An 18,550-nucleotide genomic window follows, 5' to 3' on the forward strand; every position below is an offset into this window, starting at 1 on the left:
CCGACACCGTATTATTTAGTTCTTTTCGCAGAATTTGACATGATTTTTTCTCTGTCGTAAATTCTTTTAGGCAAAATGCTTTACTGTATGTAGCTTTGCCCCAAAGCCTTGTGCTTTTTTTTACTATTTCCAAAGATTAGTTTACATCAAAAAAATGACACGCAAAGTATTACTATTTATTTTATTGGGTTTGTGGTGGTTGCAACCCGATAATGTTTGGGCGCAACAGACTTGTTGTAGCCGTTTTGTGGCCTTTTCAACGGACAAAGAATTTGTAAAAGCCCATGAAACGCCCTTGCCGTATCAGTACACGGGCGCGGCAGGCAAAGCCATTACTTTCATTACGCTGGACGGCAAAAAAGCCAATGCTTTTTTGATAAAATCAGCCCAAGAAAGCGATAAATTTTTGTTTATTTTCCATGAATGGTGGGGGCTAAACGATTACGTGAAAAACGAAGCAGCTTGGTACGCCCAATCCCTGAAAGACGTAAACGTAATGGCCATAGACCTTTATGATGGCAACATTGCTGCCACGCGCGAAGAGGCCGCCGCTTATATGCAGACCGTGAAGCCCGAACGCGCCCAAAAAATAATAGAAGGCGCGATGGCGTATGCAGGCAAAAAAGCCAAAATCGTAACGTTGGGTTGGTGTTTTGGGGGAACGTGGTCGTTGCAAGCGGCTTTGCAGTTGGGCAAAAAAGCCAAAGGTTGCGTGATGTATTACGGAATGCCCGAAACCGATACGCAGAAACTTAAAAAGTTGCATTGCAGCGTGTTAGGATTTTTTGCGGCACAAGACCAATGGATTACGCCAGCCGTAGTACATGAGTTTGAAGCCAAAATGGACAGCGTTGGTAAAAAATATAAAACCAAAATTTATGAAGCTGATCACGCGTTTGCCAATCCAAGTAACCCGCATTACAACAAAGTATTTACGGACGAATGCCGCAAACAAAGTGTAGCGTATATCACGAGCAAACTCAAAAATTTGTTGGAGAAAAACCCGCAAAAAGCCAAAGCAAAGAAAGCAGCAAAAAGCAATACCGCTACAATGTAAAACCCTATTTTTGGGAAGGGCACAGGCAATTTTTTGTATTGAAGGAAACTATTTTGCAAAAAGAAGTTGTTACAAATAATGTAGCTACAACCAATCTGTAAAAATTATTCTTCATTCAAAAATTTTGCAATCAATCATGAGCAAAAAAGCTTTATTCACGCCTGCCAAGTTGGGCAATATCACGCTATCGAACAAAACCGTTATGGCTCCCATGACGCGCAGCCGCGCCATCGGCAACGTAGCTAACGACCTTATCAAAGAATATTACGCACAACGCGCTACCGCTGGCCTTATCGTTACGGAAGGTATTTCGCCTTCGGCTAATGGCTTAGGCTATGCTCGCATTCCAGCATTGTATTCAGAAGCACAAACCGAAAGCTGGAAACCCGTAACGGCAGCCGTACACGCCAAAGGCGGTCATATTTTCGTGCAACTCATGCACACTGGCCGCGCGTCGCACGCAGCCAACTTACCTGCTGGTGCGCAAATCGTTGCGCCGTCGGCTATCGGTTTGGGTGGCGAAATCTGGACAGATGCCGAAGGAATGCAGCCGTACCCAGTGCCTGTGGCTTTGACTACTGCGCAAGTAAAAGAAGCAGTAGGCGAATACGTGAACGCGTCTAAAAATGCCATTGCGGCAGGTTTTGACGGCGTAGAATTGCACGGCGCAAACGGCTATTTGATAGAACAATTCATTAATCCAGCCAGCAACCAACGTACCGACGAATACGGCGGAAGCATCGAAAATCGTAGTCGCTTTTTGTTAGAAATCGCGAAAGCTACGGGCGAGGCCATTGGCTTTGACAAAGTGGGCGTTCGTTTGTCGCCTTACGGTGCTTTCAACGACATGCAACCAGCTTACGACAGCGTGGAAGAAACCAACACTTACATTGCCCAAGAACTCAACAAATTGGGTGTGGTGTATGTGCATTTGGTAAACCATAGCTCAATGGGTGCGCCTGCCGTGCCTGCTTCGGTAGTAGAAAAAATTCGCAACGCATTCAAAGGAACTTTGATTTTGAGTGGTGGCTATGATGCCGACCGCGCCAATGCCGACTTAGAAAGCGGTGCAGCGGATTTGGTGGCTTTTGGCCGTCCGTTTATTGCCAATCCTGATTTGGTGGCACGCTTAGAACAAGGCGCAGCCCTCAACGCGCCAGATTTTAATAGCTTCTATACGGCAGATGCCAAAGGCTTTACGGATTATCCGACGTTATAAATTTTATTAACATTGCATATTTTTATTTAAAAAGGGTAGGCTTTTGGCTTACCCTTTTTTGTTTTAATACGGATTAGTGTTATTAATGAATTTTGGTCACCATTTCTGATATAGGAATTCTGATTTTCGGCTTAGAACTTAAATAATCATTGGCTTCATCTCTATAACCAAGCGAAAGAATTACGATACTATGTAAATCTTTTTCATTTAATCCCAAAACTTCATCTACTATCTGATAATCAAAACCTTCCATTGGTGTAGCATCCACTCGTGCATTAGCGGCGGCAATCAGTGCTGTTCCTAATGCAATATAGGTTTGACGTTCTGCCCAGCTTTTTTGCCATTCTTCAGTTTGTGTTTTAAAATACGAGTCGATCATATTAAACAAGCCTTCTAATTCTGAGACTGAGACACCTTGTTTCTGGGCGGCTAAACTAATAAGGCTACGAACGTGATCGGTAGTTACCTTATTATAGGCTGCAAAAACTAACAAATGAGAAGAAGTTGCAATCTGTTTGTTAAAAGAATTAGCTCCCAATTTGGCCTGAATCTCCTTATTCTCTATCAAAAAAATACGATACGGTTGCAATCCTGTGGATGAAGCTGAAAGATTAATAGCTTCGAGGATAAAATTAATTTTTTCTTCGCTCACTTTTTGTGTTGAGTAAGCTTTGGTGGCATAACGCCAGTTCAAATCGTCTATTAAGTTCATTTTTGATATATTTTTGTTAGGGCAAAAGTAGAACGCATTAGAGACAATTAGTAACTTTGCAACCAAAAGTAATAGTGACATTTGGGTAACCACTAAATAACTGAACTAATGGAAGATGAGAATCTTATTACAGTAGAAACGCCAATAAAAGCATGTAAGCATAACATACGTGCAATCCATGACACGATGGATGTTATTGGGGGTAGATGGAAAATTTCTATTGTTGCATGTCTTTGTTTCAGAGATATGCGATATTCTGAACTATTGAGAGAGGTAGAAGGTATTTCGGGCAAAGTGCTTAGTAGAGAGTTGAAAGATTTGGAAATGAACAAATTAATCAATCGGAAAATCCTTGACACCAAACCAATTGCGGTAGAGTATAGCTTAACGCCCTATGGCGAAACACTTAAAGAGTTAACCTTAACGATTGCAGATTGGGGAATGAACCATCGCAAAGAAATTATTGGGAAATAACAATCTTGTTTTGGAGGTAGTATTTTATCAAAAAAAGCAATGGTTTTTGCTTACCAGCGCGGCTATTCGAAAAGTTCGTATAAAGCAGGCTTGCTTTTTAATTTGTAAAGTACAACGCTATTATTCTTTACTCATGCACTTTTGAAGAATATTTTCTTTGTTTAATTGTATTTAACAATTGCAATTAAATAGACATTGAAATAAGAGACATAATTAGTGCTATTTATGAGTAATAGCTCTGTTTTTGTAATGTAGTTGTCGATATTTTGTATTTATTTTTTTATTTAAACTACTGTAAAACAGAATTTAAGCGTTTGATAATATGAATACAGAAAAAAATAGTTATCTTTGCGGCTGATTTGAAAAACATAATCAATAGTAATGCAAAATCTTCGTAACATTGCCATCATCGCCCACGTTGACCACGGCAAAACAACTTTAGTGGATAAGATTATCCATGCTTCTAAAATCTTCAGAGAGAATCAGGAGTTTGAAGACCTTATTCTTGATAACAATGACCTTGAACGTGAACGCGGTATCACGATTGTTTCTAAAAACGTATCGGTTCGCTACAAAGACGTAAAAATTAATATCATAGATACGCCAGGCCACGCCGACTTTGGTGGCGAGGTAGAACGCGTATTGAAAATGGCCGACGGCGTTTTGTTGTTGGTGGATGCTTTTGAAGGCCCTATGCCTCAAACGCGCTTCGTATTGGGCAAAGCCTTAGAATTGGGCTTGAAACCAATCGTAGTAATCAACAAAGTGGACAAACCAAACTGTCGCCCAGACGAAGTACACGAATCTGTATTTGATTTGATGTTCAACTTAGGAGCTACTGAAGAACAATTAGATTTTGTTACGATGTATGGTTCTTCTAAACAAGGTTGGATGAACAGCGATTGGCGCACGCAAACCGACAGCATTACGCCTTTGCTTGATGCTATCGTTGAGCACATCCCAGCCGCTCCACACCACGAAGGTACTTTGCAAATGCAAATCACTTCATTGGATTACTCTTCGTTTGTGGGTCGTATCGCGATTGGTCGCGTACATCGCGGAACAGTAACAGAAGGTTCTACTGTATCGCTTTGCAAAGCAGACGGCACTATTAAGAAAGTGAAAATCAAAGAAGTACACGTTTTTGAAGGCTTAGGCAAACAAAAAGTAGCTTCTGCTTCTTCTGGCGAAATTTGCGCCCTTACAGGTATCGAAGGTTTTGAAATCGGTGACACAGTAGCTGATGCCGAAACGCCAGAACCATTGCCACGTATCTCGATTGATGAGCCTACGATGAGTATGCTTTTCACAATCAATAACTCTCCTTTCTTCGGTAAAGAAGGTAAATTTGTTACTTCTCGCCACTTGCGCGATCGCCTTTACCGCGAAACAGAGAAAAACCTTGCTTTGCGTATCAAAGAAACAGGTAGCGAAGATAAATTCTTGGTTTTCGGACGTGGTATCCTTCACTTGTCTGTACTTATCGAGACGATGCGTCGCGAAGGTTATGAGCTGCAAGTAGGTCAGCCTCAAGTTCTTTTCAAAGAAGAAAACGGCCAAAAACTTGAACCAATCGAAACATTGGTAGTGGACGTGCCAGAAACTTCAGCAGGTAAAGTAATCGAATTGGTTACGCAACGCAAAGGCGAATTGCTTATCATGGAGCCAAAAGGCGATATGCAACACCTTGAATTTGAAATTCCGTCGCGTGGTATCATTGGTTTGCGTAACAACGTACTTACCGCTACGGCTGGTGAGGCCATCATGAACCACCGTTTCAAAGAATATGCTTCTTACAAAGGAACAATTCCTGAGCGTATCAACGGCTCACTTATTTCTATGGAAACTGGTTCGGGTACGGCTTACGCCATCGACAAACTCCAAGATAGAGGTGTGTTCTTCGTTGATCCAGGTGAAGAAGTATATGCTGGTCAGGTAATTGGCGAACACAACCGCCAAAACGATTTGGAAATTAACATCCAAAAAGGCAAAAAATTGACTAACATGCGTGCTTCTGGTACGGACGACAACGTGCGTATCGCGCCAAAAATCCAATTCTCGTTGGAAGAATGTATGGAATATATTCAGAAAGATGAGTATTTGGAAATCACGCCAAAATCTATCCGTATGCGTAAAATTTACCTCGACCCTAACGAGCGTAAACGCATGGAAAGCAAATTTGAAGCAGTTTAGTTTTTAAGCTAAATTCTAATAAACAAAAATCCCGACTAATGATTTATTTAGTCGGGATTTTTGTTTATGCCCTGCGTTGGAGCAACAACGCCCAAATACTCAGCACCACATAAGGCAGCGTAGAAAGCAAGATTTTGGTATTCATTCCAAGCAAGCTAATGGCAAACATAAAGTAAAGCAGTAGGCTAATACACACAATGCCCGACACAGTAAGCAAGCGGAAGTATTTCGGAGAAAACAAACTGATAATCAACAATATTTGCCCCAGCATCGGGATAAGCGTAAACGGATGAGCGGCTTGTTCTGGGTTAAAGAAAAATTGTAACAATACATTCCATTCTGCTTGCCAAAGAAAAGTCTGGTTGCCTCCGCCCCACTCCAAATAACCCGTGAGCGAAGTTACCAGCAATCCTATATTCAGGATTCTTTTATTGATTTTCATGGCTTTATATAAAATTTTTAGTGTGTATCAAAAGGTGTTTGCTCTAAGATAAGCAGCATTTGATAAAGGTCAAAACCTTCTGCCCAATAATTCGGCTGCTGATACACCAATTTAAACCCTAATTTTTCATAAAAACAATAAACAAGCTGCGAGGTACGCACCACTACATTACAGATACCCATTGCTTGCAATTGTTCCAACCGATATTTGAGCAAAGCAGTACCCAAACCCTTTCCCTGACTGTCGGGGTGAAAAATATCCCAACTAATTTTGGCAGTGTCTGGCGGGCAATCCGCACAATTAAAACCACCGCAGCCGACCACCGTTCCATTTTCTTCTACCACAAAATAATACTCTCGTTCATTGTCGAGATAATAGCGCAAATCTTGGCTTTCTTCTGGGGCAAAATAAGTAGGCGTATTGAGGCGCAGCAGTTCCATGACAGCGGCTTGGTCGGTGGATTGATATGCTCTAATTTTCATAAAACAATGATGATATTTTCACAAAAAAATCCCTCTCACGCACGAAACGCAAGAGGGATTTTGGTATAAGGCTATAATTTTAACTAAGGCTAAAATTATTTGTTCTGAACCAATTTGAGGATTTCAGTTTTGCCTTCGGCCTGAACTTTTAGGAAATAAGTACCAGTGCTAAGTTCCGAACCTTTGAAGATTACTTTATGCTCGCCTGCGTTTTGGATTTCGTTTACCAACGTACCCAAACGCTGACCCAACATATTGGTTACTTCGATTTTCACAGCACCTTTGCGTTGAAGCGTATAAGAAATTTGTGTTTGCGCTGCAAATGGGTTCGGGTATGCGTTTAGTTTCACAGCAGAAGCCAAATTGCCGACACCCGTCACCGCAAACAACACTGTTTCGGACATCGAAACGCCGCATTGGTTGCTTACGCCTACGCTATAGTTGCCTGAAGCTGTTGGTACAAAATACTGAGTGTTTGCACCTGCAATCATTTGACCATCTTGATACCATTGATAATTCGCAGCAGCGGCAGCAAACAGCGTATCGGCCACTGCGCTAAGCGTCGGGATAGCTGGCTTGGCGTTCATTTCTACGCTAATGGTGTTCAAGCTATTGTTTGTACAAGCGCAGTTAAGGGCTTGCGCTGTATATTGGCCTGTTTGGTTTGCCACGTAAGTTGCAGAAGTTGCACCCGCTATCAACTCACCGTTACGATACCATTGCACACCGCCTGTTACGTTGGCGTTCAGGGCTACGCTTTGGCCTTCGCAAAGAGACGTTGCGCCATCGGCGGCCAACTGTGGAGCGGCTGGCGTAGAGCAAAGCAATTGATTTGCGGCAGGCGCAATAAAATCGGCCTGCGCCTTGATGCTTTGGTCTGCAAAATTGGTAATGGCCACAGGAGCTACAATCCATTGCATAGAGTTTGTACCGCAACGGTTTGTAATCGGGATAGCCACACGACCTACACGGCTACGCGTTTCGGTAATCGGCTGACCTGTACCAGTGCCTGCCGTATATTTTTTTACGGTAAGGTTCACGAATGTACCCGTACCACCTAAGCCCATTTCGCGGTACGAAGCAGGGTCGAAGGACATATCCCAAACACCGTTCGCCGTATCTACTTTTTTCATTTGGCTAAGGTCAAGGTTTTGGTACGACACGTACACGGCAAAGTTAGACGAACCCAACGGAATATCAGCACCCGTCGTTTTTTGTACAAAAAAGTCTAACAGCAAAGTGGTGTCTTGTACGCTTTGTTCCACTTCCAACTTAAACGTTTTGGCGGTCTGTGCCTGTGCCACCCACGAAGTAGAGGCAGCCAACACACAAGCGGAAAATATTTTTTTGAAGTTCATATCTTAAACTAAATTAAAGATGCTATTAAAAATACATTTTGAGGTTGGGAGAAAAGCGGGTTAAAGCCTCTCTCCCATTGCCTTGTGTGTGCGCTGTTATGGCACCGTAGAGAAATACAAGTTATCGTTGTTGGTCGATGATAAATTATAGTCAGACGCATTGCTGACACCTGTACCATTCAAATCCGTAGCAAAATAACCAGAGCCTGTAAAACCAGTACCATTAGTAGTAGCTACCGAAACATCATAAAAGTCGTCTCCGTTAGATTCATTGTTTGCGTCTTTACGGTTATCACCAGCAATCATACCAACTACACCAACATCTAAATCTAAAGCACCAGAGCCATATACTTGGCCAATACTTGTCGTGAAATTATACGAAGCGGTAGAACCTGCACTAAATGCTACAGGAGTACTTGACATAATAGCTAAGTGGTTGCGATGTTTGACCACAATAAAATAATCATTAGGTAACAACGAGCAAGGGAAAATTGCATTAGTACCTACACCAGTTTTATAATCTGTAATAGAACCATCAGACATTAACCAAGCATAAGTAGTATATGCAACAGGACCTGTAGCTCCTCCACTACGCAATTCTATCTGAATCACATCAACAGCTCCAGCAGGAACAGATGCACCAGCCCGCATAAGGCTTGTCGGCACACCTTCTCCAGCACTTGGCAATGTACCTGTTGCTAAATATTGGTCAGACAAAATAGATGGCACACCCGCACTCAAATCCGTTGTCATGATAGATGCACCTGAATAGAACCCTTGTAGGAAAAGATTTAAACTAAGTCCTGCACCTGCATCAACACCGATTGTATAACTATTAGAACAACCTCCAGAAGTAACCGTAACAGTGGCATTTCCTAAAGTAGATATACCAAACTGTAATGTAGCAGTACTTGTACCTGTAAGCAAAGAAACGGCTGATGTACCACTTACAAAAGTGGCCTGCACGTCACCAGTCGTAGTTACACTCCAATCAACAGATGAAGATGCAGTTAGTGTGATAGTAGAGGCTTGACAAACACTTGCTGGAGGTGCAGTCAATGTTGGGGCTGGGGTAACTATTACTATCGCACTACCCGAAACTGTACCTGTACAGTTGGCATCACTAACACTCACCAAAGTATAAGTAGTCGTTGATGTTGGGCTTACACTTATACTATGTGGGGAGCTCAATATATTATTAACCGTCACATTACCTGTGCCATCATTGTAAAGCAAATTCCATGGACCTGTACCTGTCAATACAACACTCAAACTCGTAGTACCACCTGAACAGATTGAACCACTACCTGACAAGGTTGCCGTTGGTAATGGATTTACCGTTACATCTACCGTTATAGCACTACTCGTACATCCACCTGCACTCGACGTAATTGTATAGCGTACTACACCTGAACCCGTCAAAGCCTCTGCTATCGTGCTACTTGTTCCTGTCAGTGAAAAACCTGTTACACTACCACTCTGCAACGCTGCTGTCCAGCTATACGTTGGAGTCGTACCTGTACTGTTCAATACTATGCTTGGCGCACTTCCACTACATACCGTCGCACTCGTTGGAGTCGCACTCACTACTGGTAACGGATTCACTGTTACCGTCGCACTACCCGAAACTGTACCTGTACAGTTGGCATCACTAACACTCACCAAAGTATAAGTAGTCGTTGATGTTGGGCTTACACTTATACTATGTGGGGAGCTCAATATATTATTAACCGTCACATTACTTGTGCCATCATTGTAAAGCAAATTCCATGGACCTGTACCTGTCAATACAACACTCAAACTCGTAGTACCACCCGAACAGATTGAACCACTACCTGACAAGGTTGCCGTTGGTAATGGATTTACCGTTACATCTACCGTTATAGCACTACTCGTACATCCACCTGCACTCGACGTAATTGTATAGCGTACTACACCTGAACCCGTCAAAGCCTCTGCTATCGTGCTACTTGTTCCTGTCAGTGAAAAACCTGTTACACTACCACTCTGCAACGCTGCTGTCCAGCTATACGTTGGAGTCGTACCTGTACTGTTCAATACTATGCTTGGCGCACTTCCACTACATACCGTCGCACTCGTTGGAGTCGCACTCACTACTGGTAACGGATTCACTGTTACCGTCGCACTACCCGAAACTGTACTTGCACAACCGCCACTACTTACACTCTTCAATGTATAAATCGTCGTAGAAGTCGGACTTATCGTAAATGTATAAGGAGAAGAAGTGATGCCTGTTACGTTTATATCACTTGTGCCATCATTATACACCAAATTCCATGTTCCTGTGCCTCCACTCAAGGATACCTTCATTACACGACTCGCACCTGAACACATCGTCGTATCTGATGTTAAAAAGCTCGCACTTGAACTTGGATTTACCGTTACCGCCAAAGCTGCTGTATCTTTACAAGAACCTGAAGTTGCCTCTACTTTAATATCTCCAGAAGTCGCGCCAGCAGGGATAGTAACACTCACAGTATCATAACCCAAAGAATCTGCATGGGCAGAAAAAGTAGGTAACGGGCTACTAACTATTGTCGTAAACCATGAATAAGTGTAACCAGCCTCTTTCTTTATACGATAATGAAATATATTACCAGCACAAACACTTGTTGCACCTGAGATTGATTCTACCAATGTAGGAGCTAATGATATTGTTGTAGCTGTAGGAGTGATAGCAGGATAAATTCTCGTTGCGCCAGTTTTGATATTGTTATTATTAAAATCTGTAATAGCACCAGTCGTAAGCCACTGCATAGTAGGCGAAGCAGAACAGTTCGTTATTTTGAATTTAATTACAGCAATTACTTCCGTCGCGCCAGCAGCCAATAAAACACCACCTGTTGTCCCCCCTCCTGTTTTCTGGTTGATATTGACAATCAAACGATTTTGACCAGCAAACTGACTTGTAGTAGCCGTTAATAAGTTATAATTGGCTGCACTGTTAGCAAAATCCCATTTACCTCTCTTATGAATTTTAGGGTTAGCAAAATCAACTGCCGATACAAATGCACTATTAAAATTGACAGGAAAGTTGGAGTTCCCAAAGGTAAAAGCAGCTCCCGTATTAGTTACCTTATAGGTCAAATACAATGTATCCGCTCGCACGGTATCGCGCACCTCTAAGTTATAAGCTACTTGGGCAGAGGCCTGTTGGCTTGCCATGCCCCAAAGCAGCAGTACCACTGCCAGCCAACGAGTTCGTTGTAATAGTTGTAATAGTTGTAATAATTGCTTCATAAATTAAATGTTTAAATTTTTGATAGGGTTAATACGGATTTTTATATTTAGAGTAAGAGTTTAAGGCACGGTTGAGAAATATAAATTATCATTTTGGTCTGAGGAAAGCGTATAATCCGAAGCATTTACAGCTACGTCATTATCAAATTTCACATTGGTATCCAAATAGCCTACGCTCAGGGCATCTTGGTCTGTATTTACACGAAATAAGTCATTGCCATTGGTTTCGTCCATGCCGTCGGCTTTGTAGTTATCTCCTGCTATCATGGCATAAACGGCGGGGGAAGAATTTACTAACAATGCTCCTGAGCCATAAACATTGGCAATGTCTGTGAGGTCATAAGAAACGCTGGGCGGGGTTGTCGAAACCGACACCAAGTCATCTGTCATGATGTCCAAGTGGTTGCGGTGGCGCACCACAAAATGATAACTGCCATTCGTAAGGTTCGGGAACGTTACATAGTCCATTAGGCCACCCGACAGATAATCCACTACGCTCCCGTCTGCCAACAACCACGCCGTAATCGTTTCTAAATCTGGCCCCTCAGGTGTGGCTCGAGCCGAAATTTGTATCACGTCCACAGCATAGGTAGGGGCTAAATAAGCACCTGTTTTGCTTGGCAACATTTTCGCTATGGGCTTAAGAGGGTTTGGCATCGTATAAACGGTAGCTGCATTATTTGCCTGAAAATTATTCAAATAATTACCATTCTTTAAGCTCACGTCCATAGCTCCTGCAGCATAAGCACCTTGCAACACAACTCTGAGTTTGAGTTTTACGCCATTGTTGCGGCCAACACGATAATGTGTTTGGATAGGGTCAAAAAAATTGCGCGTAAAACCAGAAGCAAGTGTTCCACTCACAAAGCCACTACCCAAACCCTGATATACACCATCTTGCGAAGTGCTTTGCGCTACAATATATTGCTCTGGACTGGTTGCACCTGCGGGCGTTGCGCCAGCATAGCTCAGTACCAAACTATCGTACCCTGAAAAATTAGAAGGATTAGAAATACTACGCTCCCAATAAATATTGGAAAGATCGGCCACAGATTCGCCCAACACAGGCGTTCCTCCAGATTTGGCCTCAAACGTAATTGCAAAATTATCGTTTGTGCCTGCGACTGTTTTGAGGATAACGGGATGATACTGGCCACCTATTCCCACAGGAAAACGACGAACCACACCTTGCCCCAAATAGGTCATCGGGCCATCTACATAGGCAGTGTTATCTCCTCCATAAATTTGGCCATTTTTTTGCACTGTTAATATTCCTGCCGAAGTATTAACCAGTCCATTTTGGAGGATTAGGGATTTATTAACCGACAAATTGCCTGACAAAGTTTTTTGTCCGCCACCCTGAATGTGTAGAGCTCCCACCGTGTCGGCGGCAGCCATCAATATTCCCGTAGGGCTACTACTCGTCATCACGATAGTATCTATCCCTACACCATTGAGGTGGCGATAATTCCCATAATTTTTGAGGCTATCCCCTACAAAAATACGGCCTTCATTGGCCAAAATTCCTGCTTTATTTATCAAAGAGCCATTAATAGCTACTGTAGTTTTGTTTTTAACAAAAACTAATCCGCCATTATTTACAAATTGGCCGTGAGCCACCGAGCCATACACAACACTCCCCAACAAAACCAATAATAGTTTCTTTGTAGGGAGTAACATCTTTAACATTTTTGCCATCACGATTTCGATATACAGTACAAAAAAATGTTACTATAATTTAATCACAACCATATATACGCACTAATAGCGTAAGGTAATTGGCAAAAATACATTTTTTACTGAAAATACGACATTATAAAGTTAAAATGATTTAATAAAAAATAACAAATTTCTAATTATACTACATTTATACGATTTTCCAATTTACTCAAAAGCAATGGCAAATCCGCAATATTATATGCTATCAAAACATTTTCGGGCAGGTCTAAATCTTGTGTAATCACCTGAAAACCAGAAAGTATAATAGTCGATTCAAAAAAGTTTTTTGATAAATTATCTACGTAAGACTGTATTTCTGCGGCTGGCGTGGTGGTAATGATTGAAAATAAGTAAGATGGTCGATATATTCGGTACGTCTCACACAAATCCGAAAACGGCAAACTTTGCCCCAAATAAACCACGCGGCCACCTCGCACCCTAATGAGATAGTTCGTAAATAGTAACCCAATCTCATGCAACTCCCCTTCTGGCAAAAACAGCATAAACTTCGGAGAAGAAGCCGTATATTTGGCCACCAGACCATCTATGGCCACAATAATTTTTTGCCGAATCAGGTTGCTAATAAAATGTTCGTGCGCAGGCGTAATTGCACCCGTTTGCCACAGCACCCCGATACGCTGCAAAAAAGGAAATACAATACTAATCATTGTGTTTTCAAAACCCTGATGCAGAAAATTAGTGGACATGATTTTCTCAAAACGTTCTTCATCGAGGTCTATCATACTGATAGTCAGGGCCTGTATTTGTTCCGAATTGCTCTGATGCTTCTCCGTCACATTGAGAACTTCGCGGCGCATATCGTCCCAACTCATGTCGGCTATCTTCGAAATTTTATAGCCATGTTCGTTGAGCAAAGCAATATTTAAAACCAATTTCAGGTCGTCGTCGTCATAATATCGGATATTTGTATCCGTGCGCTTGGGCTTCAAGACTTCGTAGCGTTGCTCCCAAATCCGCAACGTATGCGCCTTGATACCAGAGAGTTGTTCCAAATCTTTGATAGAATAATTCACGTTTCTGCAAAATTTATTTGTTCCTTGAGTAAAAATCTAATTCGCCCTTAAAGCATCTATGGGTATATCAAAATGTGTAACCCAAAGGTTTTGAAAATAGTAAAAAATTTATGTTCGTTCAATCACAAAACTATTTTGGTTAAGAATTGTTAGAAAAAATATGAAACCTTGTGCCTTTCAAGTCTTTTGTTGTAGAATTTGTGCGTACTTTTGCACCCTCAGAAATAGATAAAATATGACCGTCCTCCCATACAAAGAACAGGCGGCTGGCAAAAAAGAACAAGTTGCCACCATGTTCAACAACATTTCTCCTAAATATGATTTGCTCAATCACTTGTTGAGTTTTGGCATAGATATTTATTGGAGAAAACAGGCTATCAAACAGTTACGCGCCACAAAACCAAAGCAAATCCTTGATATTGCAACAGGTACTGGCGATTTCGCGCTGGAAGCCTTAGCCCTTAACCCAGACAAAATAATTGGCGTGGACATCTCGGAAGGAATGTTGGAAGTTGGCAAACAAAAGATGCAAAAACTTGGTCTTTCCGATAAAATAGAAATGCGCTTAGGCGATTCCGAAAAGTTACTTTTCGATGAAAATACCTTCGACGCTGCGATTGTAGCCTTCGGAGTGCGCAATTTTGAAAACCTCGAAAAAGGGCTTTCGGACATCAATCGCGTACTCAAAAAAGGCGGTATAGCAGTTGTTTTAGAATTTTCTAACCCGCGCAGTTTCCCCATGAAACAGCTTTACGGTTTTTATTCGCGTTATATTTTGCCAGCCATCGGCAAACTTATTTCGCGTGATAGTGCCGCATACACTTATTTGCCCGACTCGGTGAAAGCATTCCCCGATGGCGAAAATTTCCTTAAAATTTATGAAAAAGTAGGTTTCTCTGATGTCAAATGGTTGCCGATGACAGGCGGTATTTGCTCTATTTACGTCGGAACAAAGAAATAAACATTGCTTTTGCAGCAGGGCGGTAGCGTGGTTTTTATTGCTCGCTACCGTTGCGCTGCGGCGAAGACGGCACGTAAATATAACGTATCACAATCACTGGTGGAGGAATGACAGGCTGGGCGTTAAGCGGCGCAGCCAACGGGTCAGGACTTGCTATTTCGGAAGGAGCAAGTGGCTCATTTTCAAAATTTTGCATAAAATTTTGTTCTTGCGGCAAAAGCCAATATTCTGTGTCATAATGCTCTTCTGGCCACACATATTTGGCAGGCGCGTTTTTTTCTCTAAAATGCCAAGAAAGTATTAATCCCGCCAAAAAACCCGACAAATGCGCTTCCCATGACATTTGCGACTTCATCAGCGGTAAAATTCCCCAAATAAAACCGCCGTACATGACCACAACCAACAACGTAAGAGCCATTGAACTACTATCTTTGCGCCAAATCCCACTGAACAATATAAAACTAAGTTGCGCGTACACCACACCACTCGCGCCAATGTGATAGCTCGGCCTTCCCAGACACCACGTCCAAACGCCAGACAATATCCAAAACCAAAGCATCGCTTCGGGCGCAACTTTGCGGTAAGCCGTGAGCATCAACCACGTAAGCACCCAAATAGACAAGCTATTGGCAGCCAAATGTTCCCAATCCGAATGTATAAAAGGAGATGTAATTATTCCCAAAAGCCCTGACACTGTGCGCGGAAAAATGCCTGCGTGTTGGGTAAATGAATAACTCATTAGCTCTTGCGCCCCATGCACCAACCACAAAACCAGCACTAACAAACTGCTCCAAGCCGCATTGTACCAAAGTTGGCGTGCCTCTTTTTGAGAAGACGTTATAAAGGCTCTTTCCATAAAAAATATAATTTGAGTTATTTTTCAGACAAAACAACTCCGCTATTTTTTTTAGTTCTTTACTCTTTGCTGCAAAAAAATAGCCCACTTCTCTATCATATGTTGCAAATCGTTGAGTTGAAATGGTTTAGCCAAAAAATCATTCATTCCAATTTCCATGCAACGCTCCTGCTCCTCCAGTAATGCATTGGCTGTGAGGGCAATAATAATTGGATCATCGCCATAATCGTCGCGCAGGCGGCTGGTAGCTTCCAAGCCGTCCATTTCGGGCATTTGAAGGTCCATGAATGTTATATCAAAACGCTTTTGCTTCATGGATTGCAACGCCTCTACGCCATTGTTGGCCAAGCCTACTCTGTAGCCCAATTTATTGAGGCTTTTTTCTATTACTTTCTGATTCACCAAATTATCCTCAACTACCAGTATTTCAAGAGGATAACGCATTGCTAAAGTCTCATTAACGGCACTCGGTTTGTAAAAATCGTCTCCCACATTATTGTCCACCGCTTCCATTGGCAAATCAAAATAAAACTCAGAACCTTTATTGTAATGGCTTTCGACGCACAAACGCCCGCCCATAAGCTTGACCAAATCCGCCGAGATGGACAAGCCCAATCCTGTACCACCAAAGCGACGCGTAGTAGAAGTATCTGCTTGAATGAACGGATTAAAAAGCTTTTCGATTTGCCCTGGTTTGATACCAATACCTGTATCTTTCACACTAAACAAGATATTGCGGTGCTTACTCCAAATTTTGGTTTGGGTAATGGAAAGTGTAATAGACCCTTCCTCCGTAAACTTTACGGCGTTGCTCATCAGATTGAGCAGCACTTGACGCAAACGCACCGAGTCGCCCAGCACATAGCGCGGTACTTTAGGGTCTATTTCATAACTTATTTTTACTTTATTGCTGGCATTGCCCACAATGGCCAACACTTCTTCAGCGCAGGTTTTGAGCGAAAACGGAATAGTTTCCAGTTCCAATTTGCCCGATTCTATTTTAGAATAATCTAATATATCATTGATAACAGAAAGCAAATTATCGCCGCTGAGCCTAATCACATCTATTTTTTCGCGCTGATCTGCCGTCAGTTCTGTTTGTGCCAACAAATTGGCCATGCCAATTACCCCGTTCATTGGTGTTCGGATCTCGTGGCTCATCATGGCCAAAAACTGTGATTTGGCAGCACTGGCAGCCTCCATTTTCTCTACGCTGGCCATGAGCTCTTCAGAATGTTGGCGCAGCTCTTCATTTTGTGCCTCAATTTCATTGTTTTTCATCTGAACCAACTCACTCTGCTTTCTAATCTCCTGATTTTGAGCAACAAGTATTGCATTTAGTTCTTTTTCTCGGTCGGCATTCCTATACAGCAACAAGCCAATGACTACGGCCAACAACAAAATAAGCGTAGCAAAAATGCTAATCGAATATTGTTTTTCGATGGTTTTACGCTGAATTTCATTGTCTTTGTTGAGTATTTCCAGACTTTTTTCATTCTCATAGGAGGCAATCGTTCCGCGTACTTCGGCGAGACGGTCGGCAACATCCTGTCCCAATATTTCATGTTGCAAGGAAGACGCTAACTGATTGTAATACAAGGCATCTTTGTATTTGTGCTGCTGCTCGTAGAGCGAGGAAAGTAACAAATAAATCTGGTGTTGTTGGGGCAAAAGGCTCAGACTATCAGTAGTTTGCTGCGCTTTGTGGCAATAGCCTAGCGTTTTGGTGTAATCTTTTTTGAGCAATGCGGTTTGGCCTGCGGCGATAAGAGCATCGGCAATGTACACGGGATCAGGAAATTCCGTTTCCAAATAAGAAACTGCTCTATCGTAATACTCTAAGGCTTTATTATACAATTCTTGATTTTTGTATAAAGTCCCCAACGAAGTATAAATCATAGCCTTAATATGCTTATGATCAGCTTTATTTCCTTGCAAATTATCCGCCAAGCGCAAGGCCTCCGTTAGGTATTGTAGTGCTTTGGGATAATCGTTTTTGAGTGCATAAGTATTGCCCAAATATTCGTAGGAATGCACTACCAAAAATGGATCTTTGAGCTTCTGGCGAAACGCTAATGCCTTCTCAAAATAAACTAAGGCAGAGTCTAGGTCCCTTGTTTCGCGTTTGATAATGGCGATATTGTTGTAAGCAACGGCCATACCGTAAGGCTTTTTTATTCGTTGAAAAATAGTAAGTGCCCTGCGGTTGTATTCGTCCGCTATATCAAAAAAACCTTGTCCGTAGTATGCATTAGCGATGTCTATGAGCAAATACCCCGTCGAATCGACCAATTTCGTTTCCTGAAAAAGTTTATACGCTTTTAGATTTTTTTCTAAGGCCAACGATGGCAAGCCTTGATTGTTATAAATCGTTCCCAAGCAATTGAGCTGCGCACGTTCTTTGTCTTTCCATCCGTTTTTTTGAGCAATGGCCAAAGCCTTATAACAAACCTGAAGTGCTTGCGAAGGAGCAAGAGACCCTGTTTTGGTATATAACAATTCCAATACTTCATAATCTTCCTTATCCTGATGCGCAGCCTCGTATTTAGCGTGCAAAGTAAGCAAACTATCTATCTGCTTTTTCCAAGTAAGACCCTGAGAAAAAGACAGATGCACAGAAAAAAACAAGAACAATAGAGATAAGTTTATTTTTGATTTCATTTGAAGAATAGGCCACATAATACCTATCAAATATATAAAATTTAACCAATAAGCTAACGCACTTATCTATTATTTTGTAAATGCGCAGAATTATTATTCGTAGTAAATGAAATTATACCAA

14 protein-coding genes are annotated in these 18,550 nt (G+C 42.0%); 5 read left to right on the plus strand and 9 right to left on the minus strand.

What is annotated here, in order from left to right; genetic code table 11:
• Positions 1-154 precede the first annotated feature (154 nt).
• The gene (locus BM090_RS05465) at positions 155-1,057 is read left to right on the plus strand and encodes a dienelactone hydrolase family protein (RefSeq protein WP_245756681.1); all 903 of its coding nucleotides are present in this window, start codon (positions 155-157) and stop codon (positions 1,055-1,057) included.
• A 136-nt stretch (positions 1,058-1,193) separates the two neighbouring features.
• Positions 1,194-2,276, plus strand: a complete 1,083-nt coding sequence (locus BM090_RS05470) for an alkene reductase (RefSeq protein WP_091508784.1) — start codon at positions 1,194-1,196, stop codon at positions 2,274-2,276.
• 82 nt (positions 2,277-2,358) lie between these two features.
• Here BM090_RS05470 and BM090_RS05475 read toward each other — a convergent pair whose 3' ends face one another.
• On the minus strand, positions 2,359-2,988 hold the full coding sequence (locus BM090_RS05475) for an NAD(P)H-dependent oxidoreductase (protein WP_091508789.1): 630 nt from the start codon (positions 2,986-2,988) through the stop codon (positions 2,359-2,361).
• A 186-nt stretch (positions 2,989-3,174) separates the two neighbouring features.
• On the opposite strand from BM090_RS05475, the gene BM090_RS18725 reads away from it, so the two are divergent.
• Both BM090_RS18725 and typA read left to right on the plus strand, forming a co-directional pair.
• Positions 3,175-3,462 (plus strand): winged helix-turn-helix transcriptional regulator, encoded by a 288-nt coding sequence (locus tag BM090_RS18725; protein ID WP_262487660.1) that lies wholly within the window; start codon positions 3,175-3,177, stop codon positions 3,460-3,462.
• 381 nt (positions 3,463-3,843) lie between these two features.
• Entirely contained in the window at positions 3,844-5,655 is a 1,812-nt protein-coding gene (gene typA, locus BM090_RS05485; RefSeq protein ID WP_091508796.1) for a translational GTPase TypA, read from the plus strand.
• A gap of 64 nt (positions 5,656-5,719) precedes the next feature.
• Here the strand turns inward: typA and BM090_RS05490 are convergent, their stop codons facing one another.
• The 6 genes from BM090_RS05490 to BM090_RS05515 all read right to left on the minus strand — a co-directional run bounded on the left by BM090_RS05490 (position 5,720) and on the right by BM090_RS05515 (position 13,951).
• Positions 5,720-6,097, minus strand: a complete 378-nt coding sequence (locus BM090_RS05490; protein ID WP_091508800.1) for a hypothetical protein — start codon at positions 6,095-6,097, stop codon at positions 5,720-5,722.
• 17 nt (positions 6,098-6,114) lie between these two features.
• Positions 6,115-6,579: a GNAT family N-acetyltransferase gene (locus tag BM090_RS05495; protein ID WP_091508804.1), complete on the minus strand. Its 465-nt coding sequence runs from the start codon at positions 6,577-6,579 to the stop codon at positions 6,115-6,117.
• Between the two features lie 95 nt (positions 6,580-6,674).
• Positions 6,675-7,937 carry a T9SS type A sorting domain-containing protein gene (locus BM090_RS05500; RefSeq protein WP_091508808.1) on the minus strand — a complete coding sequence of 421 codons (1,263 nt, stop codon included), beginning with the start codon at positions 7,935-7,937 and terminating at the stop codon, positions 6,675-6,677.
• Between the two features lie 96 nt (positions 7,938-8,033).
• Positions 8,034-11,198: a beta strand repeat-containing protein gene (locus BM090_RS05505; protein WP_091508811.1), complete on the minus strand. Its 3,165-nt coding sequence runs from the start codon at positions 11,196-11,198 to the stop codon at positions 8,034-8,036.
• Between the two features lie 60 nt (positions 11,199-11,258).
• Positions 11,259-12,878, minus strand: a complete 1,620-nt coding sequence (locus tag BM090_RS05510) for a hypothetical protein (RefSeq protein ID WP_143083879.1) — start codon at positions 12,876-12,878, stop codon at positions 11,259-11,261.
• Between the two features lie 176 nt (positions 12,879-13,054).
• Positions 13,055-13,951 (minus strand): MerR family transcriptional regulator, encoded by an 897-nt coding sequence (locus tag BM090_RS05515; RefSeq protein WP_091508820.1) that lies wholly within the window; start codon positions 13,949-13,951, stop codon positions 13,055-13,057.
• Between the two features lie 235 nt (positions 13,952-14,186).
• On the opposite strand from BM090_RS05515, the gene ubiE reads away from it, so the two are divergent.
• Positions 14,187-14,912 carry a bifunctional demethylmenaquinone methyltransferase/2-methoxy-6-polyprenyl-1,4-benzoquinol methylase UbiE gene (gene ubiE / locus BM090_RS05520; RefSeq protein ID WP_091508822.1) on the plus strand — a complete coding sequence of 242 codons (726 nt, stop codon included), beginning with the start codon at positions 14,187-14,189 and terminating at the stop codon, positions 14,910-14,912.
• Between the two features lie 34 nt (positions 14,913-14,946).
• Here the strand turns inward: ubiE and BM090_RS05525 are convergent, their stop codons facing one another.
• Complete coding sequence (locus BM090_RS05525; RefSeq protein ID WP_091508825.1) at positions 14,947-15,768, minus strand: rhomboid family intramembrane serine protease; 822 nt, start codon at positions 15,766-15,768, stop codon at positions 14,947-14,949.
• A 51-nt stretch (positions 15,769-15,819) separates the two neighbouring features.
• Positions 15,820-18,429, minus strand: coding sequence for a response regulator (locus tag BM090_RS05530; RefSeq protein WP_177199843.1), 2,610 nt, complete (start codon positions 18,427-18,429; stop codon positions 15,820-15,822).
• Positions 18,430-18,550 lie beyond the last annotated feature (121 nt).

Origin of the sequence: Flexibacter flexilis DSM 6793 (assembly GCF_900112255.1) — a bacterium.
In the GTDB taxonomy this organism is placed as follows: domain Bacteria; phylum Bacteroidota; class Bacteroidia; order Cytophagales; family Flexibacteraceae; genus Flexibacter; species Flexibacter flexilis.

Bases quoted from the DNA above. Each gene is read 5' to 3' on its own strand.
- BM090_RS05465 (WP_245756681.1), top strand. From the start codon at position 155: ATGACACGCAAAGTATTACTATTTATTTTATTGGGTTTGTGGTGGTTG.
- BM090_RS05510 (WP_143083879.1), bottom strand. From the start codon at position 12,878: ATGTTACTCCCTACAAAGAAACTATTATTGGTTTTGTTGGGGAGTGTT.
- BM090_RS05470 (WP_091508784.1), top strand. From the start codon at position 1,194: ATGAGCAAAAAAGCTTTATTCACGCCTGCCAAGTTGGGCAATATCACG.
- ubiE (WP_091508822.1), top strand. From the start codon at position 14,187: ATGACCGTCCTCCCATACAAAGAACAGGCGGCTGGCAAAAAAGAACAA.
- BM090_RS05505 (WP_091508811.1), bottom strand. From the start codon at position 11,198: ATGAAGCAATTATTACAACTATTACAACTATTACAACGAACTCGTTGG.
- BM090_RS05495 (WP_091508804.1), bottom strand. From the start codon at position 6,579: ATGAAAATTAGAGCATATCAATCCACCGACCAAGCCGCTGTCATGGAA.
- BM090_RS05525 (WP_091508825.1), bottom strand. From the start codon at position 15,768: ATGGAAAGAGCCTTTATAACGTCTTCTCAAAAAGAGGCACGCCAACTT.
- typA (WP_091508796.1), top strand. From the start codon at position 3,844: ATGCAAAATCTTCGTAACATTGCCATCATCGCCCACGTTGACCACGGC.
- BM090_RS05490 (WP_091508800.1), bottom strand. From the start codon at position 6,097: ATGAAAATCAATAAAAGAATCCTGAATATAGGATTGCTGGTAACTTCG.
- BM090_RS05530 (WP_177199843.1), bottom strand. From the start codon at position 18,429: ATGAAATCAAAAATAAACTTATCTCTATTGTTCTTGTTTTTTTCTGTG.
- BM090_RS05475 (WP_091508789.1), bottom strand. From the start codon at position 2,988: ATGAACTTAATAGACGATTTGAACTGGCGTTATGCCACCAAAGCTTAC.
- BM090_RS05500 (WP_091508808.1), bottom strand. From the start codon at position 7,937: ATGAACTTCAAAAAAATATTTTCCGCTTGTGTGTTGGCTGCCTCTACT.
- BM090_RS18725 (WP_262487660.1), top strand. From the start codon at position 3,175: ATGGATGTTATTGGGGGTAGATGGAAAATTTCTATTGTTGCATGTCTT.